This window comes from Ruegeria arenilitoris, assembly GCF_013030985.1.
Taxonomy (GTDB): domain Bacteria; phylum Pseudomonadota; class Alphaproteobacteria; order Rhodobacterales; family Rhodobacteraceae; genus Ruegeria; species Ruegeria arenilitoris_B.
This window is the reverse complement of the sequence record NZ_WPYP01000017.1, coordinates 39191-62684: the sequence shown is the minus strand read 5'-3', so window position 1 is coordinate 62684 and position 23494 is coordinate 39191. Positions and strand designations below refer to the sequence as shown.

The following is a 23494-nucleotide window of genomic DNA, read 5'->3' as shown; positions in this document are numbered from 1 at the left end:
CGTGAAGCTGCAGAACCTTAACAAAGGCCTCTTCCGTCGTCATTTTCATCTGAGTGTTCTCCGCGCATAGATGGGTGGAACTGAGCCATCAGCCCAGCCTTTGAATACGGTTTAGGCGCAAGGGACCGGGCGGCGTTAGGGCCAGAATTTGCGGCGGATTAGGTCCAGAATCGCGTCAGACGGCGCGAATGGCATCAGCGATCAGTTTTACACCAGGAGCGATCCGGTCCTGCTGAATCGAAGAATAGCCGAGGCGATAGAAATTCTGCGGCCGATCCGGCCCCGAAAAAAACGACGCGCCGGGCTCGATGTGGACGCTTTGGTCCTGCAACGTGCGGGCCAGTCGGGTTGTGTCGACATGTTCGGGGGCGGACATCCACAAAGAAGACCCGCCCAGAATGCCGCGCCCGGCCACAGTCAGCCCGTGTTCCTCGACGGCATTGTCCAGCGCTTCGCGCCGTTGCGCCAGAACCTTGGACATGCGCCTGATCTGCGCATCGTAGTGGCCCAGCGACAGGAAATAGGCTGCCGTGCGCTGGATATGGCCCGGCGGATGACGCAGCACCAGCGACCGCAGTGCTCGGGCCTCGCGGATAAACGGCTCGGACCCGACCATGTAACCAAGCCGCAATCCAGGAAACAGAGATTTCGAGAAGCTGCCCACATAGATCACCCGCCCATCCCGGTCCATCGACTTCAACGCCGGGGAAGGCGCGCCCAGAAAGGCCATTTCGAATTCATAGTCGTCCTCGACCACCATCGCGTCCAGTTCCCGCGCCCGTTCCAGTAATCTGTTCCGACGGCTGACCGGCATGGTCGAAGTTGTCGGGCTTTGGTGGCTGGGCGTGGTGAAGATGACGTCAGTGTCGTCGGGCAGGGCATCCGGCGGCAGCCCGTCGCGATCGACCTGCAGCGCGGTGATGTCGCAATCCCAATGCGCCAACAGGCTGCGCAGGGCGTAATAGCAAGGGTCCTCGATCACCGCCGTCCGGTTGTGGGTCAGCAAGATGCGCGAGGCCAGCCACAGCGCGTTCTGCGCGCCCATGGTGATCAGAATCTCTTCGGGCCGGGCGGCAATGCCGCGGCGGGGCAGGGTGTGGCGGGCAATGAACTCGACCAGCAGCGGATCGTCCTGATCGACGTAGTCGGCGGTCAGAGAATCGAAATCCTTGTGGCCGAGTGCGCGCACGGCGCACAGGCGCCAGTTGGCGTGGTCGAACAGGGTTCGGTCGGCCTGCCCGTAAATGAACGGATAGCGGTAGTCGCGCCAGTCGGCCGGTTTCGACAGCATATCGCTGCCCGAGAACCGCCGGGCCAGCGCCGCGTCCCAGTCGACGGTCTCGGTGCCCCGCTGGACGGGTGTGTATTTCGGCGGCACCGGTGCGTTTTGCGAGACGTAGTACCCGGACCGGCCTTTGGCGGTGAGGTAGTCATTGGCCAGCAGCTCGGTATAAGCCAGCGTCACCGTGATCCGGCTGACGCCCAGATGCGCGGCCAGTTTGCGGGACGAGGGCAGCTTTTCCCCGACATGGAACCTGCCGGAAAGAATGCCCTCGGCAATCATCTGCTGGATCTGCGCCTGCAGCGTGCCTTGCCCGTTCAACTCAAGAAAGAATGTATCGACCGATATTGCCATAGGGTCTTATAGGTTGGACTTATGGGGTGAGCAATCTGGACTTAAGCAATTCTCGAGAATTCGTGATGCGGATGGTTGACCACATCCTCTGATTAAACTAAATAACCAGAAATCTAGTTTAATGGAGTAAGCGAGATGTGGGAAACCGCTGCAGCAGGATTTTCAGCCATGGGGTCCGAGGCCCGGCTGAAGGTTCTGAAGACACTGGTCCGGGCCGGACAGGCCGGTCTGACGGTTGGCGAGATACAGGAGCGGACGGGGATCGCCCCATCGACCCTGGCGCATCACCTGCGGTTTCTGGCCGCCGGTGGCGTGGTCGAGCAGGAGAAAGTCGGGCGCAGCACGATCAATCGGGCCTGCTATGACGAGTTGAGAAATCTGGCGCAGTTCATCCTTGCCGAATGCTGCGCGGACGAAGTGGGAAAGGCTGCGAACGATGGCTGATCTGACACAAAACCCCAAGGTCCCGGCCAAGGCCGCACTTGATCTGATCAAGACTCCATGGGCGTTGATCATGGCGATCCTGGCGGCCGTCGCCGTTCTGGACCCCGGCAACTGGGGTGAGGTCGTCTCCTTTGCCGGTAAGGCGCTGGTTCATACCGGTCAGTACATCCTGTTTGCCGTATTGCTGCTGTCCTACCTCAAAGCGACCGGGGCCGAGGTGATGGTCGCACGCGCCTTTGAAGGGCGCGAGACGCGGATGATATTTCTTGCCGCGGTGTTCGGTGGGCTGGCTCCGTTCTGCTCTTGCGAGGTCATTCCCTTCATCGCCGGTTTGCTGGCACTGGGCGCGCCGCTGTCTGCAGTGATGGCGTTCTGGTTGAGTTCGCCTTTGATCGACCCACCGACCTTGCTGATCACGGCGGGCGCGCTGGGGTGGCCGTTTGCCATCGGCAAAGCCGTCGCAGCCGTTGCGTTGGGTCTGTTCGGAGGGTTCGTCGTGCGGGGCCTGATGCGCTCGGGTGCATTTGCCGAACCTCTGCGTGAATACAAGCCTGCCGGATGTTGTGGATGTGGTCCGAAACAGGATGACAAGCCGGTCTGGCGGTTCTGGCAGGTACCTGAACGCCGTCAGCGGTTCCGGTCCGAGTTTGTTCACAACGGATTGTTCCTGTTGAAATGGCTGGCGCTGGCCTATGTGCTTGAGGCGCTGCTGGTCAGCTATGTGCCTGCGGACCTGATCGCCCGAGTGGTTGGCGGTGAAGGTGTCGTGCCCATCGTGGTCGCTGCGCTGGTCGGGATGCCTGCCTATCTGAACTCGTACGTTGCGCCGCCACTGTTGGCCGGGCTGACGGAGCAGGGGATGAGCGCAGGGGCTGCGATGTCGTTCATGGTTGCAGGCGCGGTCAGTTCGATCCCGGCGATGGCGGCGGTCTGGTCGCTGGTCAAGCCACGTGTCTTTGCGACCTATCTGGGACTGGGAATCACAGGAGCGATTATCGCGGGGATCATCTTTCAGATGATCTGAAGGAAAAACCGCCCGGTGTTGCCACCGGGCGGTTTTGCTTATTGTTTGGCCTCGCACAGGCTTGGCAGTTTGAACCTGTATCGGGGTTCGCCACTTTCGACGTAGACACGTTTTTCCACGCAGGCTGTCGTGCCGACGGTTCGAGCGATATGCTCTTTGGGTTCGTTAATGGAGGTGGCCGAGCCATCGGGTAGCTGTACTGAGGCAATGACGCCGTATTTCAGATCCCCATTCACAGGAGTTGCCGACAGGACCGAAACGGTCAGATACGAGTCATGTTCGTGCGTGCCATCGTCATTGAACACCAGCAGCGCAGTGGCAACCGTGACAATGCCGACGATACCCACCACCAGCAGGCCCCAGGTTTTCAGGAAAGCATAGATCGACACGGCGCGGTGCGGGCCGAAGAGATTGGACAGAATGGTCAGCATGGTTTGCCTGCAAAAAAGCCCCGGTTTGATTGAACCGGGGCTGTCTGTGCGTTACGGGCGCAGATCGTCTTCGTCTTCATCCTCGGCCCCGCCTTTGGGCAGGTTGAAGAAGCTGTCGGCGTCGATGATCGGCTCGTCGTCTTTCTCGGCTTCCGGTTCGTCGGACAGCGAGAAAGTTTCGAGCCCTTCGATGGCGGTCGGGATCTTCGGCGCGGCGTCCATCTCCAGCGACTGCTCGGTGGAAACCAGTTTGCGGCGTTCGTCGTCGCTCATGACGCCACCTTCGGCGGCTTTCTTGGCAGCGGCCTTCTGAACGATGGCGTCCAGCTCAGACTGTTTACACAGGCCCAGTGCGACCGGGTCGATCGGCTGCATGTTGGCGATGTTCCAATGGGTGCGCTCGCGGATCGACTGGATGGTCGGCTTGGTGGTGCCCACCAGCTTGGCGATCTGGCCGTCGCTGAGTTCAGGGTGGAACTTGACCAGCCACAGGATCGAGTTCGGACGGTCCTGACGCTTGGACAGCGGGGTGTAGCGCGGGCCACGGCGCTTTTCCTCGCCCGAGGCGGCCGGGTTGAACTTGAGCCTCAGCTTGTGCAGCGGGTTGTTCTGCGCCGAGTCGATCTCTTCCTGGGTCAGCTGGTTGTTGGCGATCGGGTCGAACCCTTTCACGCCAGCGGCCACGTCGCCATCGGCGATGCCCTGCACCTCAAGCTCGTGCATGCCCACGAAATCCGCGATCTGCTTGAAGCTGATCGTGGTGTTGTCCACCAGCCATACGGCTGTTGCCTTGGCCATAAGCGGTTTTGCCATCAGCCCGTCTCCTATAAATACATCTGTCCCGTCGCCGGAATTCGGCGGCCCCGTGGTCTTGGGGCAGGTTTCCGTTGTCGGGGAACTTGGCCCGTATATAGTCGCGCCAAGGCAAGAAGGGAAGAGGCGAATGCGCCAGGGCATTATAGGGCTGGTTTTGTGGGTGTTCAGCGCAATGGCGGCGCTGGCCGATGGCGAAAAGGCGGGGGAGTTCGACTATTACGTTCTGTCGCTGAGCTGGTCGCCCAACTGGTGCGCCCGTGAAGGCGATGCGCGCGGGTCAGACCAATGCGATGCGCGGCACGATCACGGGTGGGTATTGCACGGGCTCTGGCCACAATACCATCAAGGCTGGCCTGCCTATTGCCGCACGCCCGAGGCACCACCGTCGCGCGCCATGACCCGCGACATGGCTGATATTCAGGGCTCACCCGGCTTGGCATGGCATCAGTGGAAGAAGCATGGCACCTGTTCCGGCCTCAGCGCGCCTGGCTATTTCGCGCTGTCTCGGCAGGCTTATGAGGGCGTTCAGCGTCCGCCTGTGTTCCGCAAATTGGACTCTACGGTCAAATTGCCCGCCTCGGTGGTGGAAGAGGCCTTTCTAAAAGCCAATCCGGGGTTGGAGCGGGATATGATCACAATCACCTGCAAACAGGGCTACATCGAAGAGGTTCGTGTGTGCCTGTCCCGCGATCTTGAACCGGTGCCCTGCGGTCGGGACGTGATCCGTGACTGCACGGCCAAGGACGCGCTGTTCGATCCGATTCGTTAGAGCTTTTTGTTCTGGCAATCCCGCGCATAGTCCAGCGCCTTGGCGGTGCCGTTGAGATCGATCGCCATCACCACTTCACCTGCCGGGTTGTAGACGGTCATCGTCTTGTTCTGAGCGATGGCGTTGACGAAGTTCCGGTCGGTGAAAAACACCGTCGCGCCGGGTACATCGCGCTGATTGAAGCCGATGGCGGTGGCGTCAAAGCTCTTGCCGTCTAATTCGAACAGGATCGGATAGCTCTCGCCCTGTTTGATGTCGCCCCATGCCTTGTTGTACACGGCGAAATACCCGCGATTGTCCAGCGCATCATAGCCGATACGCACCACCGAGAGGTCTTGATAGATCGTTTGGATCAGACACCCGTTGCCAAGCGCGGGGTCCATCATGATGTTCCAGCCCTCAACAAAGCCCTTATCGATCAGTTCCTGCGACCAAGCGGCGGTTGCGGTAAAGGCGGCGAAGGTGAGGGCGAGAAAGTGGCGCATGTGGCGTTTCCTAGTATAGCAGCTTGTTAGTCTGGATAGCTATTACCTAGCTTCCAGAGACGGTTTCAAAAATGGTTTTCGTAGACTGTAGCTTCGGTTCAACCTGATAGCTGCAGTTTTCTACCTTCTTCGACCCACGTGTACGCCATTGAAAAGATGGAGGCGGTAAGGGCGGTGTTGAAGATTCCTAGAAACCCAGCCACCGTATGGTACGTGGCATTTGAAACTGTGATACCTGCGAAGGTTTCTGGAATAGCTGGGTCAAGGCCCTGTTGTGCCAGCGTAAGAGTAACGCCCACGAAAACCAAAGTAAAAACCGTGGGGCCAGTTATAAGCCTCCAAAGAATAAACCAGAAGCTTCTCCGTGCCCGCTTCAATGCAGCGCGAACACCCGTTGACGCCTGAATCGCTGCAGCTGGTATCATTGTTCCGATCGCGGCGAGTAGCAGGCCAAACAACGGAAGTGAAACGAGCATGGCAAACCCCAGTGCCGCGTCTCCAGGAAGCATCTCAGCTGGCAGTTTGGCTTTGACGATGAAAAAGGCGATTCCCATCGCCAAAAGCAAGAAAAAAATCGGAAGAATAAATGCGACCCAGAAGCTCCAATTCGGAGAAGGAGTTTGGCCCGATGTTTTAAACACCGAAGTAGTGGCTCCGGTGAGCAGTGTGTAATGAAATGCGAACGCTAAGTAGCCATATACCATTAGTGTTGGCACAAGAGATCGACCGATACTTCCTTGCCCCCAAATATCCAACAAAAACAAGATCACTGACGCAAACAATACTGGCAGCCAGTACATACGAAAGACGTGGAATGCTAGTTTGTACAAGGGTAGTGCCTTAGTTCTCGGTAGTATTAAATCGGGACGGTGCTAGTTGAATAAAATAAATGAGTAAAGGCTTACAATTCCTTCCGCGCCCTCAGTGCCGCCGTAATCGTTCCGTCATCCAGATAATCCAGTTCGCCGCCAATTGGCACGCCCTGCGCCAGCGAGGTCAGGCGGACCTGCCCCTCCAACTGGTCCGCGATGTAGTGGGCGGTGGTCTGGCCATCGACAGTGGCGTTCAGCGCCAAAATGACTTCGCTGATCCCCTCGGCCAAGACCCGATCCTTGAGGCGGGGAATGCGCAGCTCGTCCGGGCCAACGCCGTCCAGCGCCGACAATGTGCCACCCAGAACGTGATAACGGCCTTTGAACACTCCGGCGCGCTCCATGGCCCAAAGGTCGGCCACGTCCTCGACCACGCACAGCTCTCCGGTCGCGCGGGCCTCGTTGTCGCAGATGTCGCAGATATCGGTGGTGCCGACGTTGCCGCAGTTCAGGCATTCGCGGGCGGTCACGGCCACTTGCTGCATCGTGTCCGAGAGCGGCGTCAGCAGCAGGGCGCGTTTTCGGATCAGGTGCAATACCGCGCGGCGGGCCGAGCGGGGGCCGAGGCCCGGCAGCTTGGCCATCAGGTCGATCAGATTGTCGATATCGCTGTTCGAACTCACCGCGGATGCTCCTGCAAAAGGGCCGGGCAGGGGCGCCCGGCCGGTATTCCGTCAGGAGTGTCTATCAGAACGGCAGCTTGATGTCTTTGGGCAGGCCCATGCTTTCGGTCAGCTTGGTCATCTCTTCCTGCGAGCGTTCGGCCGCCTTGGTCTGCGCGTCCTTGATGGCGGCCAGGATCAGGTCCTCGACCACTTCCTTGTCGTCGCCGTTGAAGATCGACGGGTCGATATCCAGACCTTTGAGTTCCCCTTTGGCAGAGGCGGTTGCCTTGACCAGGCCAGCACCGGATTCGCCAACAACCGTCAGGTTGTTCAGATCTTCCTGCATTTCGGTCATCTTGGCCTGCAAATCCTGCGCCGATTTCATCATCTTGGCCATATCGCCCAGACCGCCGAGTCCTTTGAGCATCGTTTTTCTCCTGTGTATCGGTTTGCCGCCTAAATACGGATGCCAACCGCGTGGCACAAGGGGCGAGGGGGCTCCCGCCCGTCGTCAAGGTCTTTGGCAAGACCTGTCCTCCCGTTGGGCCCGGCAGCGTGGGCTTTGCCCGCGCTGCCGGGCCCAACGGGAGGACAGGGATATCGGCGATAGCCGATGGACCATGGCGGGCGCGGGAGGTTTCCGGTTTCGAAGCAGTTTTTTATCAGTCTTCCTCGAACGGGTCCCATTCGTCTTCGACCTCGGGCAGAGCTTCGGTTTCGACCTTGGCGGCCCGCTGCTCCGGGGTTTCGATGCTTTTGATCCGGGCTTTGGGAAACTGCATGAGCACGGCCTGAACCAGAGGGTGTTGTTCGGCCTGCGCTTTCAGGGCCAGCTCAGCCGCGTCGCGCACTTCGGCGATGGTCGCCGCGTCTCCGTCGGCGACGATAGACACGGCCCAACGATTTCCGGTCCATCGTTGCAACGCTGTGCCGAGTCTTTGAGCCAAATCCGTTGGGGCGCTGTCCGTCGGCGTAAACTCGATCCGACCGGGCGAATAGGACACAAGGCGCACGCCGTTTTCAACCTCGACCAGCAGTTTCACGTCGCGGTTCGTCCGGATCAGTTCAACGACGTGGTCAAAGCTGGGATAGCGCGCAAGGGCTGCCTGGGTTTCCTGAGCCAGCGCGGCTGTTGGTGCTCCGGCCGGACCGCGCGCGGTTGATGTATACGCAGCAGGAGCAGGCTGAGCAGGCGCATGGGACGGCACGGCCATGCCGCCGCCGGGGCCCCCGTTCGGTGGCGGAGGCGGTGCGTCCTGCAGCCGTTTGATCAGTTCTTCCGGGCTGGGCAAGTCGGCCACATGGGTCAGGCGGATCACGGCCATTTCCGCAGCCATCATCGCATTCGGAGCCGCCGAGACTTCTTCGAGCGCTTTCAGCAGCATTTGCCACATCCGGGTCAGCACCCGCATAGGCAGGGCTTCGGCCATCTGTTGACCGCGGGCGCGCTCATCCGGTGACACGGTCGGGTCCTCGGCTGCATCCGGCGTGATTTTCACAACTGAAACCCAGTGGGTGATTTCAGCCAGATCGCGCAGCACGGCCAGCGGGTCGGCGCCCTCGGCATATTGCGCGCTCAGTTCGGTCAGGGCGCCCGCCGCGTCGCCGCGCAGGATCATGTCCATCAGGTCCAGCACCCGCCCGCGATCGGCCAGGCCCAGCATCGCACGTACCTGATCGGCGCTGGTTTCCCCGGCGCCGTGCGAGATCGCCTGATCCAGCAGAGAGGTCGCATCCCGGGCCGAGCCCTCGGCCGCACGGGTGATCAATGCCAGCGCGTCATCGGCGATTTGGGCATTCTCAGCCGCCGCGATCTTGCTGAGCAGGCCGATCATGTCCTCGGGCTCGATCCGGCGCAGGTCGAACCGCTGACAACGGGACAGCACCGTCACCGGCACTTTGCGAATCTCGGTTGTGGCAAAGATGAACTTCACATGCTCGGGCGGTTCCTCAAGCGTCTTGAGCAGCGCGTTGAACGCACTGGTCGACAGCATGTGGACCTCGTCGATAATGTAGATCTTGTAGCGCGCACTAGCCGCGCGATAGCGGACGCTGTCGATGATCTCGCGAATATCGTTCACACCGGTGCGGCTGGCGGCGTCCATCTCCATCACATCGACGTGGCGGCCTTCCATGATGGCCACGCAATGCTCGCATTGGCCGCAGGGTTCCGTGGTCGGCTTACCCTCGCCATCGGGGCCGATGCAGTTCATGCCCTTGGCGATGATCCGGGCCGTAGTGGTTTTGCCGGTACCGCGAATGCCGGTCATGATGAAGGCCTGCGCGATGCGGTCGGCCTCGAACGCGTTTTTCAGCGTGCGCACCATGGCATCCTGACCAACGAGGTCGGCAAAGGTTTCGGGGCGGTATTTGCGGGCAAGAACCTGATAGGCGGGGCTGGGCGTGTCGGTCATGTCTGCTCTGTCGGATTCGGGTTCCGATGCAGCGTAGAGACCCCCGCCGCCCGCGTCCACATCCCCCTTGGCGAATTTCCGTTTGCGTCGCAGTTTATGTACCATAGGCGTGTACGTAGGAGGGCTATCACTTGAGACTGTTCGCAATTCATCCCGTGCAGGTGGGGAACGGTATGGTTGCCCTGTCGCCGCTGCCGGGGCGTGCGGGTAACTACCTGCAGGATCTTGGTGTAATTCGCGACTGGCAGCCTGATCTGGTGATTTCCATGACCACCGAAGCTGAGATGCTGCAGGAGGGGGCCGCCGAACTTGGCGGTGACCTGCGCGCTGCGGCAATCGGGTGGGCGCATTTGCCGGTCACGGATTTTGGCGCGCCGCCGCCGGAGGTTCAGGCCGCATGGCCCGAGGTCAGCGCAGCGGCGGCACAGGTTCTGGCCCGCGGAGGGCGGGTGTTAGTACATTGCCGGGGCGGTTGCGGGCGGTCCGGGATGATCGCCCTGCGCCTTTTGGTCGAACACGGCGAACGCCCCGAGGCAGCGCTGAAACGCCTACGCGCCGTGCGACCCTGTGCCGTTGAAACCGACGGCCAGTTGGATTGGGCCGCACAGGCGCCCGTCACCCGGCCTTACAACTAGTTCAGAGCGCCGCGTGTCGTTCCGGCTGTACGATCGGGCATTGCGCGATGGCAGTGACCTCAAGCATCGCGCAGGGCGGTGTCGGCAACAGCCTGGCCGGGCGTGTCGTGAATTCAAGGCCGAACATCATATCTGCATAGTCGTCCAGCGTTTCGATCGCGGTGTCGGCATCGGTCCCGCAAAACACGCGAATCTGCTCCGCCTGTGCGCGAAACCGAGCAAGGCAACCCTGTGCACAATGGGTCAGTTCGCTGCTGCCTTCGAATTCGAAATCCGGTGTGGTCGCAGGTACGGCGGCCTCCATCGCCTGCACGACGGCGCGGGCCATCTGTGCCAGAGCGGGACAGGTCTTGCCGGTTTTCTGGCACACGGTTGCAGTGAATTGATGTGTCTTCGTCTTCCAGATCATGGTGCGCCCTCCGCGCGCAGGACGGGGCGTAGATCAGGTGTGACAGCGTGCTGACGACCTGCCCGGACACCCCGCCCGAGTTTCGGTTTTGGTTCGATGGCAGGTCTCCTGACTTGCGGGTCATCGCTTTGCCGACCTTCCCAGCCTTTCGGCCAGTGGTGTTTCGGCATTGCTCACCGCTTACAGTTGCGGGGGCAGTCGCGGCCTTGGTTCGTTCCGGCATCACCGGGCAGAACCGCACCGTGTTCCCTTTTCATCCCGCCCCGGGACCGGGGACGAGAACCATCACCGCATCGCTAGCGGGTGCGGGCGGCCCGAGTCAAGCGGGCAATTTGCGCGACTAAGTGGACGTGTGGTCATGTCTGGCCACTGTTGACTTGTGGCGGGAAACACGGCGGACTGGAAGAAGTGAACCAATCGGTTCAAAACCCGGAGACCGCACCATGCTGGACGCTGCACAGACTGTATCCACCGAGGACTTTCAGTTTCCGTCAGGCGCGGGCACTTTGTCTGCGCGTCTGTATCTGCCGGCGTCGGCGCCTCGGGTGGCCGTGGTCATTCACGGCGCAACGGGAGTGCCGAGGGAATACTATCAGCATTTTGCCCGCTGGCTGGCTGAGGTGCAGGGGATGGCCTGTCTGACCTATGACTACAGCGATTTCGGCCATTCGCTGAACGGGCCGTTGAAGGCATCGCGGGTGAAGATGGCCGACTGGGCCCTGACCGACATGCCCGCGGCCCGGGTCGAAATGCGGCGCAGGTTCCCTGATGCGCAGCAGTGGAGCATCGGTCATTCCGTCGGCGGGATGCTGGGGCCAATACAACCCGATGTCGATCAGATCGACCGAATGATCTGCGTCTGTTCCGGCCCTGTGACGGTATCGGATCACCCCTGGCCCTATCGGGCGCTGGCGTTGTTGTTCTGGTATGGTCACGCGCCTTTGGCGGTAAAAGCCCTTGGGTATCTTCCGGGCAAAGCGCTGGGATTTGGGGCGGACCTGCCTGCGTCGGTCTATTGGCAGTGGCGGCGATGGTGCACCGCGCCGCGCAACTACCTGCCCGAAATCGGGATCACTCTGCCCGAAGCGCGCTGGGCGCAGTCTGAGACCCCCGTGGACCTGTTCACCTTCGAAGATGACGATTTGGTGCCACCAGCGGCAGTCTGGCGGCTGGCTGATTTGTATGGGCCGCACGCGCAGCGCCATCTGTTGTCACCCGGTGAATTCGGCCTGTCGGAAGTGGGGCATATCGGTGCCTTCGCGCGCCGCAACGCCGCCGTCTGGCCGCGACTGATCGCTTGAGTTTTCTTTTTAGTTTTCGGCGGGAGCTAAAGTGAGAGGTTGGACATCGACCCAAGCGGGGCTCGTTGTGGCTGCTTCCTTCCGGACCTGACCAGGTTGGCGAGGCGCTCGCCCGCGCCAACCTCTCGACGCTCGATATAGGCAACAGGCGCGGAAAAGACAACCCGTCAGAGCGTCAAACGGATCAGCAAAAAGCCCTCATCGTCTTCTCCGAGCAGCTCTGGGGCGTATTCCTCAAGCTCGGCAATGTGATCGCGGGCCTTCGGACCGGTTCGGAGCAAGGTTGTCGCTTCGGGCAATGGCGCAAACCGAAAGGCGCGGGGCGCGTTTTCCAGCGGATCCCGCGGCAGGGCACCCGAGAAGTAGTCCTGCAGGATGCGCTGGACGGGTTGCGCGGGCAGTGGGATGGGCTCGGCGTGGTCGACGAAAGGGAAATGGCCACCCCCGTTGGCGCGGTAATTGTTCAGCGCAACGACAAAGCGCCGGTTGGGGGCTACCGGGCGCCCCTCGAATCGGATGTCGTGAATACGGTGATGCGCGGGGTCGGTCAGATGACCGGAGGCAGCAAAGCGCGGCGGGTGCGAAAGGTCGATTTTATAGCTCAACCCCTGCAGAACGTCGAAATTGTGCACGGCCCGGCTGGGATCGACCAGATCGGTTTCACAGCCCGGTTCGACCTGAGTGAAAATGCCCGCCGACATTTCAAGCCAGTCGCCGATCTGCGCGCCATTGACGACAACGGCCTGCAATTCGTTGGGAAAGACATACAGGTCGTTAATGTGACGCAGGAAAACCTGCCCCGGCGGCACATCGGTATAAAACCGAGGCCCGGCGCGCCCGCCGAATTTAGAAGGGGCCACTGCGGACAGAACAGGCAGCTTTGCAATGGGTGTCCCCTTCAGATGCGGACGCAGGGCAGCCGCCTGCGCCGCCGCGGCCAATGCAAGCCCCCTGTCCGGAGCGCAAAAGCTGAAATAGCTGTGCAAATGCCGGTCGGTCCGGCCCACTGGCTGCGCCGTGTGACGACGCGTTTCCGTGTGTCCCTCGTCGAAAAGGCGCAGCAAATCAGGGTCTTCTGCAACCGGATGGACCGTTCCGCCCGACATCGACGGGCACACCGAGCGCAGTTCGGTACCGTGGTCCTGTATTGCCCACGTCCCGCCATCCGCCCTGCACAGAGTCAGGTCAATCAGCCCCAGATTCGATCCGGCCGGGCCCGGCATGACCACCGGCTTCCCGTGCACCCGGCCCAGGGTGGCATCGACATGATCCAGCCCCTCATGCGCAGGGCCGGGGAGCGTCAGGTGGGAATGTCCGGCAATTATGACATCAATGCCGTCAATGGCAGCCAGCGGGATAACAGCGTTTTCCATGTCAGGTTCCGCAATGGGTGATCCCAACCCTGTATGTGCCAGGGCAATGATTAGATCACAGCCCTTTGCCCGCAGATCCCGCACCTTGTTGCGGGCGCAGGTCAGGATATCGTCCATGACGACTCGATCCTGTAGCTGGTGCGCCTCCCACTTAGCAGTCTGCGGGGGAAGAACCGAAAACACACCGATCTTCAGCGCAACCTGATGACCTTGGTACAGAGCCATGCGCGTCAGGACCGCATCACTTTGCCAAAGAGTATCGGTGTCCTGCCGGTACGCATTGCTGCACACCACCGGACAGGGAGCATCGGTCAGAATACGATCCAGAACCCCCAGACCAAAACCGAAATCATGGTTGCCCAGCCCAATGGCGTCATAGCCCAGATCACCGAATGCCTGCATCAGGATATGCGGCGCATTGGCCGGTTCCGCAGCCCAGTCTCCGATCGGAGTACCCTGCAGCGAATCTCCGTTGTCGAACAGCAAAACCAGCGCGCCAGCCGTCACCGCCTCGGCCCGCGCGGCCCGGATCAGGCTGGCGGTCCTCGTGAACCCGATTGAGGGCTCCGGGGTGTCCGAGTAATAGTCGAAGCCGCTCAGGTTCATATGCAGATCGGAGGTTGCCAAAATCCGTATTTTCATTTCGGAACAGGGCGGATGAGCGGAACGTGTCAAGTTTCTACTTCTGGCAGTTGGTTGTCAGTCATATTCCCTAAAAAGTATAGTACATGCAATTTTCAAGACGTGCCTGCGATCATTTGACGACGTCTGGCGTCCGGGTGTTTGGAATTGCCATTGCAACGCTGCTGCTGGCGTGGCAGCCCTGTGCCGAAGATCCAAAGGAACACTCATGAAGCATGCGGAACTTGTGACGTTTGGCGGGTCAGGCCTGGAGCGTGCGGCGCATATCCGGGGGGATGCGGACCAGCTTGCGCGGATGCGCGCCCATCCGCAGGCGTCCTGCCTGCTGCTGTGGCGGGGAAAGCCACTGGTTCGGGGCGAGGCGCTGGATCGGCTGGGTCTGATCCCCATGACGCACGAATTGGTGCAGAACGGACCGGGCGGCAGAGTGGAGGAACCCGTGTTTCTGGGTCTCTCGGACGGGTCGCCGGTTTTTGCCCTCGATATCTCGAACTGGTCACCCGAGGGGCTGGACATGTCCCAGTTGGGGGCGTTTGTCGATCGGACCGAACAGCAGCATCCGGACCTGCCCCAAGGCTATGTCTTTGCCGAGCTGCGTCGGATCATGACCCGCCTGTCGGCCCGCGATGCGGAACTGGCCGCAGCGGCCAAGGCGGTCATCGGATGGCATGAAACCCACCGGTTCTGCGCCCGCTGCGGTGCCGCCAGCGAAATATCACAAGCCGGGTGGCAGCGCAGTTGCCCGTCCTGCGGCGGACAGCATTTCCCGCGCACCGATCCGGTGGTCATCATGTTGATCACGCACGGGGATTCGGTGCTTATGGGGCGGTCTCCGGGCTGGCCTGAGGGGATGTATTCCCTGCTGGCAGGTTTCGTTGAGCCTGGCGAAACGCTTGAGGCCGCGGTCCGGCGCGAGGTGATGGAAGAGGCCGGTGTGCCGGTCGGTGCGGTCAGCTATCTGTCCAGCCAGCCCTGGCCGTTTCCGGCCTCGCTGATGTTTGGCTGCGTCGGTGAGGCGCTGTCGCGCGAGATCACTATCGATCCGGTGGAAATCGAGGACGCGATGTGGGTCAGCAAGCCCGAGATGATGCAGGCCTTTGCCGGAGAGCATCCGAAGCTGCTGCCGGCCCGCAAGGGGGCCATTGCGCATTTCCTGCTGCAAAACTGGCTTGCGGATACGCTGGACTGACAGATACTGAGCCTACAGCCAAGAGAACCACGAAACCGTCATGCAGTTTACAGCGCGCGAAGATATCGAAGCTCCCATCAACGCGGTGTTCGAAATGGTCGCTGATTTTGAGCGGTTCGAACGTATGGCAATGCGCCGCGGGATCGAGGTGCGGCGTCTGTCGGGCCATATGGGCGTGGTGCCGGGTACGCAGTGGGAAACCGAGTTCAAGCTGCGCGGCAAACCCAGGCAAGTCGCGATTGAGATGGCCGAATGCGACCCACCATCCCTTTTGCGGTTCGATGCGGTCAGCAAGGGCATGAACGGCGTGACGATCATTGAATTCCTGGCCCTGTCGCAGCGCCGCACCCGGCTGAGCGTCGACATGTCGCTGGCCGCCAGATCTCTGCCTGCGCGGCTGTTGCTGCAATCGCTGCGGCTGGGTCAGGCGCGGTTCCGGCGGCAGTTTCAATTTCGGCTCAGCGAATTCGCCCGAGAGATGGAAGAGCGCCATTTGCACGGCGGCTGAGAAGGGGGCGGCAATGGACAATCTGATTATCCGAGAGGTTAGACTGGAGGATGTCGCGGGCATCTCGGAGGTGTTGCAGGAAATTACGGCTGCCGGAAAACGCACCAGACCAAGCGATCCGGGTTTTGTGGAGGCGCTCTATGTTGCGCATCCGGATCAGCTAACGTGTTTCGTTGCCACGCGTGAAACCCGGATTCTGGGGTTCCAGTCCCTGAAACGGGCGGCTGTAGACAATCCTTATGGGGCGCCGGTCGGCTGGGGCGTTATTGGAACCCATATTCGACCCTCGGCCGCGCGTTGCGGCGTGGGGCGGGCGATGTTTCAGGCGACAGTGTCGGTTGCGAAAGCGCAGGGCCTCCCCGCCATCGACGCAACGATTGATGCCAACAATGCCGAAGGTCTGGCTTACTACGCAGCCATGGGGTTCGTCGAATACAAGTCCCAAGAAGGAACGGTAAGCAAAGCTTACACCTTTGCGTGAGTCAGCGGGCCCTACCCGCGAGGATGCGCTGCGGGATAGACGCCCAGCACTTCGACATTGGTTGTGAAGTGCTCCAGTTCGTCCATGGCCAGTTGCACATTGTGGTCGTCAGGGTGACCGACGATATCGGCATAGAACTGTGTTGCGGTGAACGATCCATCGACCATGTAGCTTTCCAGCTTGGTCATGTTGATCCCGTTGGTGGCAAAGCCTCCCATCGCCTTGTACAGCGCCGCCGGAATGTTGCGCACCTGAAAGACAAAGCTGGTGATCATGCCATGCGGGCCACGCCGCGACAGGTCTGACTGGCGCGACATGACAAGAAAGCGGGTGGTGTTGTTGTCTTGATCCTCGATGTGACGCGCCAGCACGTTCAAACCATATATTTCGCCCGCCAGTTCGCTGGCCAGCGCCGCCGAGTGCGGTTCGCCCTGCTCTGACACTTCACGCGCGGCGCGCGCGTTGTCGGGGCTGACCCGGCCCCGGATGTTATGTTCTTTCAGGAACCCGGCGCATTGCGGCAGCAGGACCAGATGCGAATGCGCCTCGGTGATATCGGCCAAAGTCGCCCCGGGCACGGCCAGCAGGTTGATATGCACGCGCACGAAAGCCTCGTCGATGATATGCAGCCCGCTATGCGGCAGCAGCCGGTGAATATCGGCCACCCGGCCATAGGTCGTGTTTTCGACCGGCAGCATCGCCAGATCCGCCTCGCCCGAGCGAACCGATTCGATCACGTCTTCGAACGTGCGGCAGGGCAGTGCCTCCATATCGGGGCGCGCATTTCGGCAGGCCTCGTGGCTATAAGCACCGGGTTCCCCCTGAAATGCGATACGATTGGTCATTTGATCGATTCCGTGCAACAAGTTCTAGAATTGGGCGTTTAGTCGCGGTGTCTATACCTTGCCTCTTGCGAGGGGAAGCCTTAGACACCCCGCAGACAGCTGAAATGGACACGCGATCAATGTTCGACACGATGACAGTTACCAAGGCCGCCGCAGGCCTGTTTGGCACCTTTCTGGTGCTGCTTCTGGCCAAATGGGGCGCCGAGGCGCTGTACCATGCCGATGGGCATGGCGAGACGGCCTCTTACATTATCGAAACCGAAAGCTCTGGTGAAAGCGCGGACGGTGAAGAAGTAGTCTTCGAAGACATGCTGGCTGCCGCCGATCCGGACAAGGGCGCGCGCGTCTTCCGTAAATGCTCGGCATGCCACAAGCTGGAAGATGGTGCCAACGGTACCGGCCCGTATCTGTATGGTGTTGTGGATCGCCCGGTCGCATCGGCGAACGGATTTGGCGGCTATTCGCCGTCGATGCAGGCCCATGGCGGCAACTGGACACCCGAAGCACTGGACGCATTCCTGACGAACCCGAAAAGCTATATCTCGGGTACTTCCATGAGCTTTGCCGGCCTGAAAAAACCGCAGGACCGCGCCGATCTGATTGCCTACCTGCAGACCATCGGCAACTGATCCTGTGATCAACCGCACTGAATTTCAAAGCCGCTGCCCCAAGCAGCGGCTTTATTTTTTTGCCTAACAACATCTTCACAAAGCGTTCACGCATTCTAAACTTGCACCTGACAGTGCTGGTCATTTAGCTGGCACGCAAAAGATTAAAGGCAGAGGCCAAGCAGGGGATGAGCAAAATGAGATCCGGCAAAACAACCGTACAGGCGCGCGCATTGGATTTCAGGGGCTGGGCATATACGTCAATGCTGGGGCTGTTTCTGGTCCTGTTGGCGGCGACGCAGTTGTTTGCCGAAGAAAAGATCATCAAAAGCCACGGTTTCTCGGAATTTGGCGATCTGAAATACACCGAGGGCTTTGCCCATTTCGACTATGTGAACCCAAACGCGCCGCGGGGTGGAGAGCTGTCCTATGCCGCACAAGGTACGTTTGACAGTTTCAACCCGTTCACGCGGCAGGGTCGCGCGGGTGCACGGTCGGCGGATCAGTACGAATCCCTGTTGTTTCCGTCTTATGATGAGCCCGCGTCCTACTACGGCCTGCTTGCGGAAAGCCTGGAGTACCCGGAAAGTCAGGATTGGGTGATCTTCAACATGCGCCCCGAGGCGCGGTTTTCCGATGGCACGCCCGTGACCGCCGAGGATGTCGTGTTTTCCCATAACCTGCTGCTGGACCAGGGGTTGAAGTCCTACGCGGATGCCGTGCGCAAGCGCATTCCACGCGCCGAGGCATTGGATGAGCATCGGGTTAAGTTCTATTTCGCGCCGGATATCCCGCGCCGGGCGCTGATTTCGCAGGTGGGCGGTACGCCGGTATTTTCCAAAGCGTGGTTCGAAGCGGACCCGGAAAACCGCCGTCTGGACAAGTCCCGCTTGGTGCCGGGGATCGGGTCAGCCCCGTATTTGCTGGACAGTTACGACATCAACCGGCGCATCGTGTACAAACGCAACCCGGACTATTGGGGTGACCACATCAATGTGAACGTGGGCCGCAACAACTACGACAGCATCCGCATTGAGTATTTCAGTGACTCGATTGCCGCGATGGAGGGGTTCAAAGCGGGAACTTTCACACTGCGGCAGGAAAACAACTCGAAAAGCTGGGCGACAGCTTACGATTTTCCCGCGATCGCAAATGGCTCTGTGGTCCGGGCTGAGCTTGAGGATGGCAACGTGCCGACGGCTTCGGGTTTTGTCATGAACCTCGACCGCCCGCAGTTTCAGGACCCCCGCGTGCGCGAGGCGGTTCAGCTTGCCTATAATTTCGAATGGACCAATGAAAGTCTGCAATACGGGCTGTTTCAGCAACGGCATTCGTTCTGGGAAGGTACGCATCTTGAAGCCACCGGCCTGCCCGAGGGGCGCGAGCTTGAAGTGTTGCAAGCGCTTGGTAACGCCGTGGACCCGGCGGTTCTGACCGAAGAGCCGGTCACGGCGCATGAATCCCGTCCGGCCCGTCAGAATGACCGCCGCAACCTGCGCGCAGCGATGAAGCTGTTGGATGAGGCCGGTTGGCTGGTTGGTGACGACGGCATCCGCCGCAACGCCAATGGCGAAGTGCTGTCGATCGAGTTCCTGTCGGATCAGCCGACCCTGGACCGGATCATCCAGCCTTTCGTCGACAACCTGCGCGCCATGGGTGTGGACGCGAAGTACAACCGCGTCGACAATGCCCAGTTCACCCTGCGCCGCAGGGACCGGGACTTCGACATGATCGTTGGCGGTTATCCCACGTCGCTGCAGCCTTCGACCGGCCTGTATCAGCAATTCGGGACCGAGGCGGCCTCGTATTCCGTGTTCAACCCGTCGGGCGCGCATGGCCCCGATATCGAACCGCTGATCGACAATATCGTCGCCGCAACCGAAAGCGAGGAGCTTTTCGCCAATGTCCGCGCGTTGGACCGCGTGCTGCGCGCAAAGCGGATCATGGTGCCCACATGGTATCTGGGCAAATACTGGGTCGCGTATTGGGATATGTACGAATACCCGGAAAACCTGCCGCCCTATGACTTGGGCATCCAGGACCTGTGGTGGATCAATGCCGAGAAAGAAGCCGAGTTGAAGTCCTCGGGCGCGTTGAGGTAATCCGCCCCCATGGGAGCATATATTCTAAGACGCCTGTTGCTGGTTATCCCCACTTTGCTTGGGATCATGATCGTCAACTTCACGCTGGTTCAGTTTGTCCCTGGCGGCCCGATCGAACAGATCATCGCTCAGATGGAGGGCGGTGGTGACGTGTTCGAAGGTATCGCCGGCGGCGGCAGCGATATCGAACAGCAGACCGGCGGCGCAAACGACCGCTATGTCGGTGCGCGTGGCTTGCCACCCGAATTCATTGAAGAACTGGAACGAGAGTTCGGCTTCGACAAACCTCCGGTCGAACGGTTCCTAGACATGATGGGCAACTATCTGACGCTGGATTTCGGTGAGAGCTATTTCCGGTCAATTAGCGTGACCGATCTGGTTCTTGAGAAAATGCCGGTCTCGATCTCGCTGGGTCTGTGGTCGACATTGATTGCTTATCTGGTGTCAATTCCGCTGGGTATTCGCAAGGCCGTCAAGGACGGGTCGCGCTTCGATACCTGGACCAGCGGCACCATCATCGTAGCCTATGCTATTCCGGGCTTCCTGTTTGCGATTCTGCTGCTGGTGCTGTTTGCGGGTGGCTCTTACTGGCAAATCTTCCCGCTGCGGGGGCTGACCTCGGACAATTGGGACAGCCTCAGCCTGTTTGGCAAGATCGCCGACTATTTCTGGCACATTACCCTGCCGGTGATTGCCCTGACAATTTCCGCCTTTGCGACGCTGACCCTGCTGACCAAGAACTCGTTTCTGGATGAGATCAAAAAGCAATACGTCATGACCGCGCGTGCAAAGGGCCTGAGCGAGCAGAAAGTGCTGTATGGCCATGTCTTCCGCAATGCCATGCTGATCGTCATCGCGGGGTTCCCGGCGGTGTTCATCGGTGTGTTCTTCAGCGGGTCGATCATCATCGAAACCATCTTCTCGCTGGACGGTCTGGGCCGTCTGGGGTTCGAGGCCGCCGTGGCGCGGGATTACCCGGTGATCTTCGGAACGTTGTTCATTTTTGGTCTGATGAGCCTTGTCGTCGGTATCATCAGCGACCTGATGTATGTGCTGGTCGATCCGCGCATCGATTTCGAAAAGCGGGAGGGGTAAATGGCGCTGTCCCCACTCAACCAGCGCCGCTGGCGTAACTTCCGCCGCAATGGCCGGGCATTCTGGTCGTTGATCATCTTCTCGGTGGTGTTCGGCCTTTCGCTGTTCGCCGAGTTCATCGCCAATGACAAACCGATCCTTGTGAAATACCGGGGTGAGTTCTACACGCCGATCTTCAACTTCTACCCCGAGACCGAGTTCGGTGGTGATTTCCAGACCGAAGCAATCTATCGCGACCCCGAGGTGAAGTGCCTGATCGACAGTGGCGGGATCGAAGACTGTTTCGACGACCCCGAAGGCATCATTGATGAGATCAAGGCCGGGACCTACCAGGCTGACGGGTTTGAACGCGGCTGGGCCATCTGGCCGCTGATCCCGTATTCCTTCAACACCAGCGTAGACCGTCCGGGGGCCGCGCCATTGCCGCCCAACGGGCAGAACCTGTTGGGTACGGATGACACCAAACGCGATGTGCTGGCGCGGGTGATCTACGGCTTCCGCCTGTCGATCCTGTTCACGCTGATGGTTACGGGTGCTGCCAGTATTGTCGGTATCTTCGCAGGGGCCATTCAGGGGTTCTTTGGCGGTTGGCTGGACCTTGTGTTCCAGCGCATCATCGAAATCTGGTCGGCCACGCCGTCGCTTTACGTGATCATCATCATGTTCGCCATTCTGGGACGAAGTTTCTGGCTGCTTGTGGCGTTGATGATCTTGTTCAGCTGGACCGGATTGGTCGGTGTTGTACGAGCCGAATTCCTGCGGGCACGGAACCTAGAATATGTGCGGGCCGCGCGGGCGCTGGGTGTGGGCAACATGACCATCATGTTCCGCCACATGCTGCCCAATGCAATGGTGGCGACGCTGACCTTTATGCCGTTCATTGTGACCGGAACCATCGCGGGTCTGGCGTCATTGGACTTCCTCGGCTTCGGTCTGCCTTCTTCGGCCCCGTCGCTGGGGGAACTGACCTTGCAGGCAAAACAGAACCTGCAGGCTCCGTGGCTGGCCTTTACCGCGTTTTTCACCTTTGCCATCATGCTGTCACTGCTGGTCTTCATTTTTGAGGGCGTGCGCGACGCGTTTGATCCCAGAAAGACCTTCTCATGAGCCTGTTGGATGTGAACAACCTCAAGGTCTCGTTCCGGCAGGACGGGCAGGTGAGCGCTGCGGTCAAGGGTGTGTCCTTCACCGTGGATCGGGGGGAAACCGTGGCTTTGGTTGGCGAATCCGGCTCGGGCAAGTCCGTCACGGCGCTGTCCACTGTGTCGCTGCTGGGCGACAGCGCCATTGTTGAGGGCTCGGTGAAATACGATGGCGACGAGATGATCGGTGCCTCGCAGGACAAGCTGATGGATGTGCGCGGTAATGACATCAGCTTTATCTTTCAGGAGCCGATGACCTCGCTGAACCCGCTGCACACGATCCAGAAGCAGATGGCCGAGTCGTTGGCTCTGCACCAGGGGCTGACAGGTGACGCGGCGCGGGAACGTATTGTCGAATTGCTGACCAAGGTGGGTATTCGTGATCCGCGCGAGCGGTTGGACAGCTACCCACACCAACTGTCCGGCGGGCAGCGGCAGCGTGTGATGATTGCCATGGCGCTGGCCAACAAGCCGGACATTCTGATTGCGGACGAGCCAACGACTGCGCTGGACGTGACCATTCAGGCGCAGATCCTCGAACTGCTGGCCGAGCTGCAGAAATCTGAAAACATGGGGATGCTGTTCATCACCCACGACCTTGGGATCGTGCGGCGCATTGCCGACCGGGTCTGCGTGATGAAGGATGGTGAAATCGTCGAAACCGGCGTGACCACCGAGATTTTCGACAACCCGCAACATCCCTATACGCGCAAGCTGCTGGGGGCCGAACCCTCGGGCCATCCTGACCCGGTCGCGCCCGACGCCGAAGAGGTCGCCCGGACGAACAACCTGAAGGTCTGGTTCCCGATCCAGCGCGGATTTTTGAAGCGTACCGTGGGCTATGTGAAGGCAGTTAACGACGCCACACTGAACGTCCGCGCAGGTGAAACGCTGGGTATTGTCGGTGAAAGCGGCTCCGGCAAGACAACGCTGGCTTTGGCAATTATGCGGCTGATCGCGTCCGAGGGCGGGATTACCTTCCGCGATCAGGACGTGCGTCGCTGGTCCACACGACAGCTGCGGCGGCTGCGCAAGGATATGCAGATCGTGTTCCAGGACCCGTTCGGCAGCCTCAGCCCGCGGATGACCTGCCAGCAGATCATTGCCGAGGGGTTGGCGATCCATAAGATCGACCCCCACCGCGCCCCGCGTGAACTGGTCGCCGAGGTGATGACCGAGGTGGGCCTCGATCCGGCGGCGATGGACCGTTACCCGCATGAGTTCTCAGGCGGGCAACGCCAACGGATCGCCATCGCGCGCGCCATGGTGTTGCGGCCCAAGCTGCTGGTGCTGGACGAACCGACCAGCGCGCTGGATATGACCGTACAGGTGCAGATCGTCGACTTGCTGCGTGATCTGCAACGGAAATACGGGCTGGCCTATCTGTTCATCAGCCATGACCTGAAGGTCGTTCGTGCCATGTCCCACAAGGTGATCGTGATGCGGAACGGGGATGTGGTCGAAATGGGCACAGCCGAGGACCTGTTCGAAAACGCCCAGACAGACTATACCCGCGAGTTGATTGCGGCGGCCGGGTAGCATGAGGGAGCAAGGAAATGACTACATTGGGAAGGCGTTCTTTATTGGCGTCTCTTGCTTAGTTGCGTTCACAAGCGAAGAATTCTGGGGTTCCCTAAAGGCTCAAATAGGTCTCTGCGTCGCAATTCT

General features: G+C 60.2%; 24 protein-coding genes, 1 other RNA gene and 1 riboswitch. Of the genes, 13 read left to right on the top strand and 12 right to left on the bottom strand.

The features are described 5' to 3' along the window. Positions 1 to 175: 175 nt before the first annotated feature. The gene (locus GOX88_RS22805; protein ID WP_170407592.1) at positions 176 to 1636 is read right to left on the bottom strand and encodes a PLP-dependent aminotransferase family protein; all 1461 of its coding nucleotides are present in this window, start codon (positions 1634 to 1636) and stop codon (positions 176 to 178) included. Positions 1637 to 1771: 135 nt separating this feature from the next. Here GOX88_RS22805 and GOX88_RS22800 point away from each other — a divergent pair, with 135 nt between their 5' ends. Both GOX88_RS22800 and GOX88_RS22795 read left to right on the top strand, forming a co-directional pair. Continuing rightward, on the top strand, positions 1772 to 2080 hold the full coding sequence (locus GOX88_RS22800) for an ArsR/SmtB family transcription factor (protein WP_170328866.1): 309 nt from the start codon (positions 1772 to 1774) through the stop codon (positions 2078 to 2080). After that, positions 2073 to 3104: a permease gene (locus tag GOX88_RS22795; RefSeq protein ID WP_170407589.1), complete on the top strand. Its 1032-nt coding sequence runs from the start codon at positions 2073 to 2075 to the stop codon at positions 3102 to 3104. Before GOX88_RS22800 ends, GOX88_RS22795 begins: the two co-directional genes overlap by 8 nt. Positions 3105 to 3142: 38 nt before the next feature. Here the strand turns inward: GOX88_RS22795 and GOX88_RS22790 are convergent, their stop codons facing one another. Then, positions 3143 to 3535, bottom strand: a complete 393-nt coding sequence (locus GOX88_RS22790) for a hypothetical protein (RefSeq protein ID WP_170407586.1) — start codon at positions 3533 to 3535, stop codon at positions 3143 to 3145. A 51-nt stretch (positions 3536 to 3586) separates the two neighbouring features. Next, positions 3587 to 4348, bottom strand: coding sequence for a DUF1013 domain-containing protein (locus GOX88_RS22785; RefSeq protein ID WP_170407583.1), 762 nt, complete (start codon positions 4346 to 4348; stop codon positions 3587 to 3589). Positions 4349 to 4478: 130 nt separating this feature from the next. Between GOX88_RS22785 and GOX88_RS22780 the strand changes: the two genes are divergently transcribed. Next, positions 4479 to 5120, top strand: coding sequence for a ribonuclease T2 family protein (locus GOX88_RS22780; RefSeq protein ID WP_170407580.1), 642 nt, complete (start codon positions 4479 to 4481; stop codon positions 5118 to 5120). On the opposite strand, the gene GOX88_RS22775 is transcribed toward GOX88_RS22780, so the two are convergent. The 5 genes from GOX88_RS22775 to GOX88_RS22755 form a co-directional block, all read right to left on the bottom strand. Continuing rightward, complete coding sequence (locus tag GOX88_RS22775; RefSeq protein WP_170407577.1) at positions 5117 to 5605, bottom strand: hypothetical protein; 489 nt, start codon at positions 5603 to 5605, stop codon at positions 5117 to 5119. The genes GOX88_RS22780 and GOX88_RS22775 overlap by 4 nt on opposite strands. 98 nt (positions 5606 to 5703) lie before the next feature. After that, positions 5704 to 6435, bottom strand: coding sequence for a hypothetical protein (locus tag GOX88_RS22770; protein WP_170432700.1), 732 nt, complete (start codon positions 6433 to 6435; stop codon positions 5704 to 5706). A 71-nt stretch (positions 6436 to 6506) separates the two neighbouring features. Next, positions 6507 to 7100 carry a recombination mediator RecR gene (gene recR, locus GOX88_RS22765; protein ID WP_170407573.1) on the bottom strand — a complete coding sequence of 198 codons (594 nt, stop codon included), beginning with the start codon at positions 7098 to 7100 and terminating at the stop codon, positions 6507 to 6509. A 64-nt stretch (positions 7101 to 7164) separates the two neighbouring features. Beyond that, complete coding sequence (locus GOX88_RS22760) at positions 7165 to 7509, bottom strand: YbaB/EbfC family nucleoid-associated protein (protein WP_170407570.1); 345 nt, start codon at positions 7507 to 7509, stop codon at positions 7165 to 7167. A gap of 235 nt (positions 7510 to 7744) precedes the next feature. After that, positions 7745 to 9496, bottom strand: coding sequence for a DNA polymerase III subunit gamma/tau (locus GOX88_RS22755; protein ID WP_170407607.1), 1752 nt, complete (start codon positions 9494 to 9496; stop codon positions 7745 to 7747). 131 nt (positions 9497 to 9627) lie between these two features. Between GOX88_RS22755 and GOX88_RS22750 the strand changes: the two genes are divergently transcribed. Further along, positions 9628 to 10131 carry a protein-tyrosine phosphatase family protein gene (locus GOX88_RS22750; RefSeq protein ID WP_254436342.1) on the top strand — a complete coding sequence of 168 codons (504 nt, stop codon included), beginning with the start codon at positions 9628 to 9630 and terminating at the stop codon, positions 10129 to 10131. A gap of 1 nt (position 10132) precedes the next feature. Here the strand turns inward: GOX88_RS22750 and GOX88_RS22745 are convergent, their stop codons facing one another. Further along, the gene (locus GOX88_RS22745; RefSeq protein ID WP_170407568.1) at positions 10133 to 10540 is read right to left on the bottom strand and encodes a hypothetical protein; all 408 of its coding nucleotides are present in this window, start codon (positions 10538 to 10540) and stop codon (positions 10133 to 10135) included. An 81-nt stretch (positions 10541 to 10621) separates the two neighbouring features. Further along, positions 10622 to 10842, bottom strand: a riboswitch (cobalamin riboswitch). Between the two features lie 141 nt (positions 10843 to 10983). Here GOX88_RS22745 and GOX88_RS22740 point away from each other — a divergent pair. Next, the gene (locus tag GOX88_RS22740) at positions 10984 to 11841 is read left to right on the top strand and encodes an alpha/beta hydrolase family protein (RefSeq protein WP_170407565.1); all 858 of its coding nucleotides are present in this window, start codon (positions 10984 to 10986) and stop codon (positions 11839 to 11841) included. A gap of 29 nt (positions 11842 to 11870) precedes the next feature. On the opposite strand, the gene ffs is transcribed toward GOX88_RS22740, so the two are convergent. Both ffs and GOX88_RS22730 read right to left on the bottom strand, forming a co-directional pair. Next, positions 11871 to 11969: signal recognition particle sRNA small type (gene ffs / locus GOX88_RS22735), an RNA gene on the bottom strand. A gap of 39 nt (positions 11970 to 12008) precedes the next feature. Beyond that, positions 12009 to 13856 carry a bifunctional 2',3'-cyclic-nucleotide 2'-phosphodiesterase/3'-nucleotidase gene (locus tag GOX88_RS22730; RefSeq protein WP_170407601.1) on the bottom strand — a complete coding sequence of 616 codons (1848 nt, stop codon included), beginning with the start codon at positions 13854 to 13856 and terminating at the stop codon, positions 12009 to 12011. Between the two features lie 208 nt (positions 13857 to 14064). Between GOX88_RS22730 and nudC the strand changes: the two genes are divergently transcribed. From nudC to GOX88_RS22715, 3 genes are read left to right on the top strand one after another with little or no spacing between them, the layout of a single operon-like run. Next, on the top strand, positions 14065 to 15045 hold the full coding sequence (gene nudC, locus GOX88_RS22725; RefSeq protein ID WP_170407561.1) for an NAD(+) diphosphatase: 981 nt from the start codon (positions 14065 to 14067) through the stop codon (positions 15043 to 15045). Positions 15046 to 15085: 40 nt separating this feature from the next. After that, positions 15086 to 15553: an SRPBCC family protein gene (locus tag GOX88_RS22720; protein WP_170328842.1), complete on the top strand. Its 468-nt coding sequence runs from the start codon at positions 15086 to 15088 to the stop codon at positions 15551 to 15553. A gap of 13 nt (positions 15554 to 15566) precedes the next feature. Then, positions 15567 to 16034, top strand: a complete 468-nt coding sequence (locus tag GOX88_RS22715) for a GNAT family N-acetyltransferase (RefSeq protein ID WP_170407558.1) — start codon at positions 15567 to 15569, stop codon at positions 16032 to 16034. A gap of 11 nt (positions 16035 to 16045) precedes the next feature. Here the strand turns inward: GOX88_RS22715 and GOX88_RS22710 are convergent, their stop codons facing one another. After that, positions 16046 to 16879 (bottom strand): prephenate dehydratase, encoded by an 834-nt coding sequence (locus GOX88_RS22710; protein ID WP_170407555.1) that lies wholly within the window; start codon positions 16877 to 16879, stop codon positions 16046 to 16048. A 119-nt stretch (positions 16880 to 16998) separates the two neighbouring features. Here GOX88_RS22710 and GOX88_RS22705 point away from each other — a divergent pair, with 119 nt between their 5' ends. The 5 genes from GOX88_RS22705 (at position 16999) to GOX88_RS22685 (ending at position 23365) form a co-directional block, all read left to right on the top strand. Then, complete coding sequence (locus tag GOX88_RS22705) at positions 16999 to 17508, top strand: c-type cytochrome (protein WP_170407598.1); 510 nt, start codon at positions 16999 to 17001, stop codon at positions 17506 to 17508. A gap of 176 nt (positions 17509 to 17684) precedes the next feature. Continuing rightward, the gene (locus tag GOX88_RS22700) at positions 17685 to 19589 is read left to right on the top strand and encodes an extracellular solute-binding protein (protein ID WP_437436445.1); all 1905 of its coding nucleotides are present in this window, start codon (positions 17685 to 17687) and stop codon (positions 19587 to 19589) included. A 9-nt stretch (positions 19590 to 19598) separates the two neighbouring features. Continuing rightward, positions 19599 to 20684 (top strand): microcin C ABC transporter permease YejB, encoded by a 1086-nt coding sequence (locus tag GOX88_RS22695; protein WP_170407548.1) that lies wholly within the window; start codon positions 19599 to 19601, stop codon positions 20682 to 20684. Further along, complete coding sequence (locus GOX88_RS22690; protein WP_170407545.1) at positions 20685 to 21791, top strand: ABC transporter permease; 1107 nt, start codon at positions 20685 to 20687, stop codon at positions 21789 to 21791. Next, positions 21788 to 23365, top strand: a complete 1578-nt coding sequence (locus GOX88_RS22685; protein ID WP_170407542.1) for an ABC transporter ATP-binding protein — start codon at positions 21788 to 21790, stop codon at positions 23363 to 23365. Before GOX88_RS22690 ends, GOX88_RS22685 begins: the two co-directional genes overlap by 4 nt. The last annotated feature ends 129 nt before the right edge of the window (positions 23366 to 23494 follow it).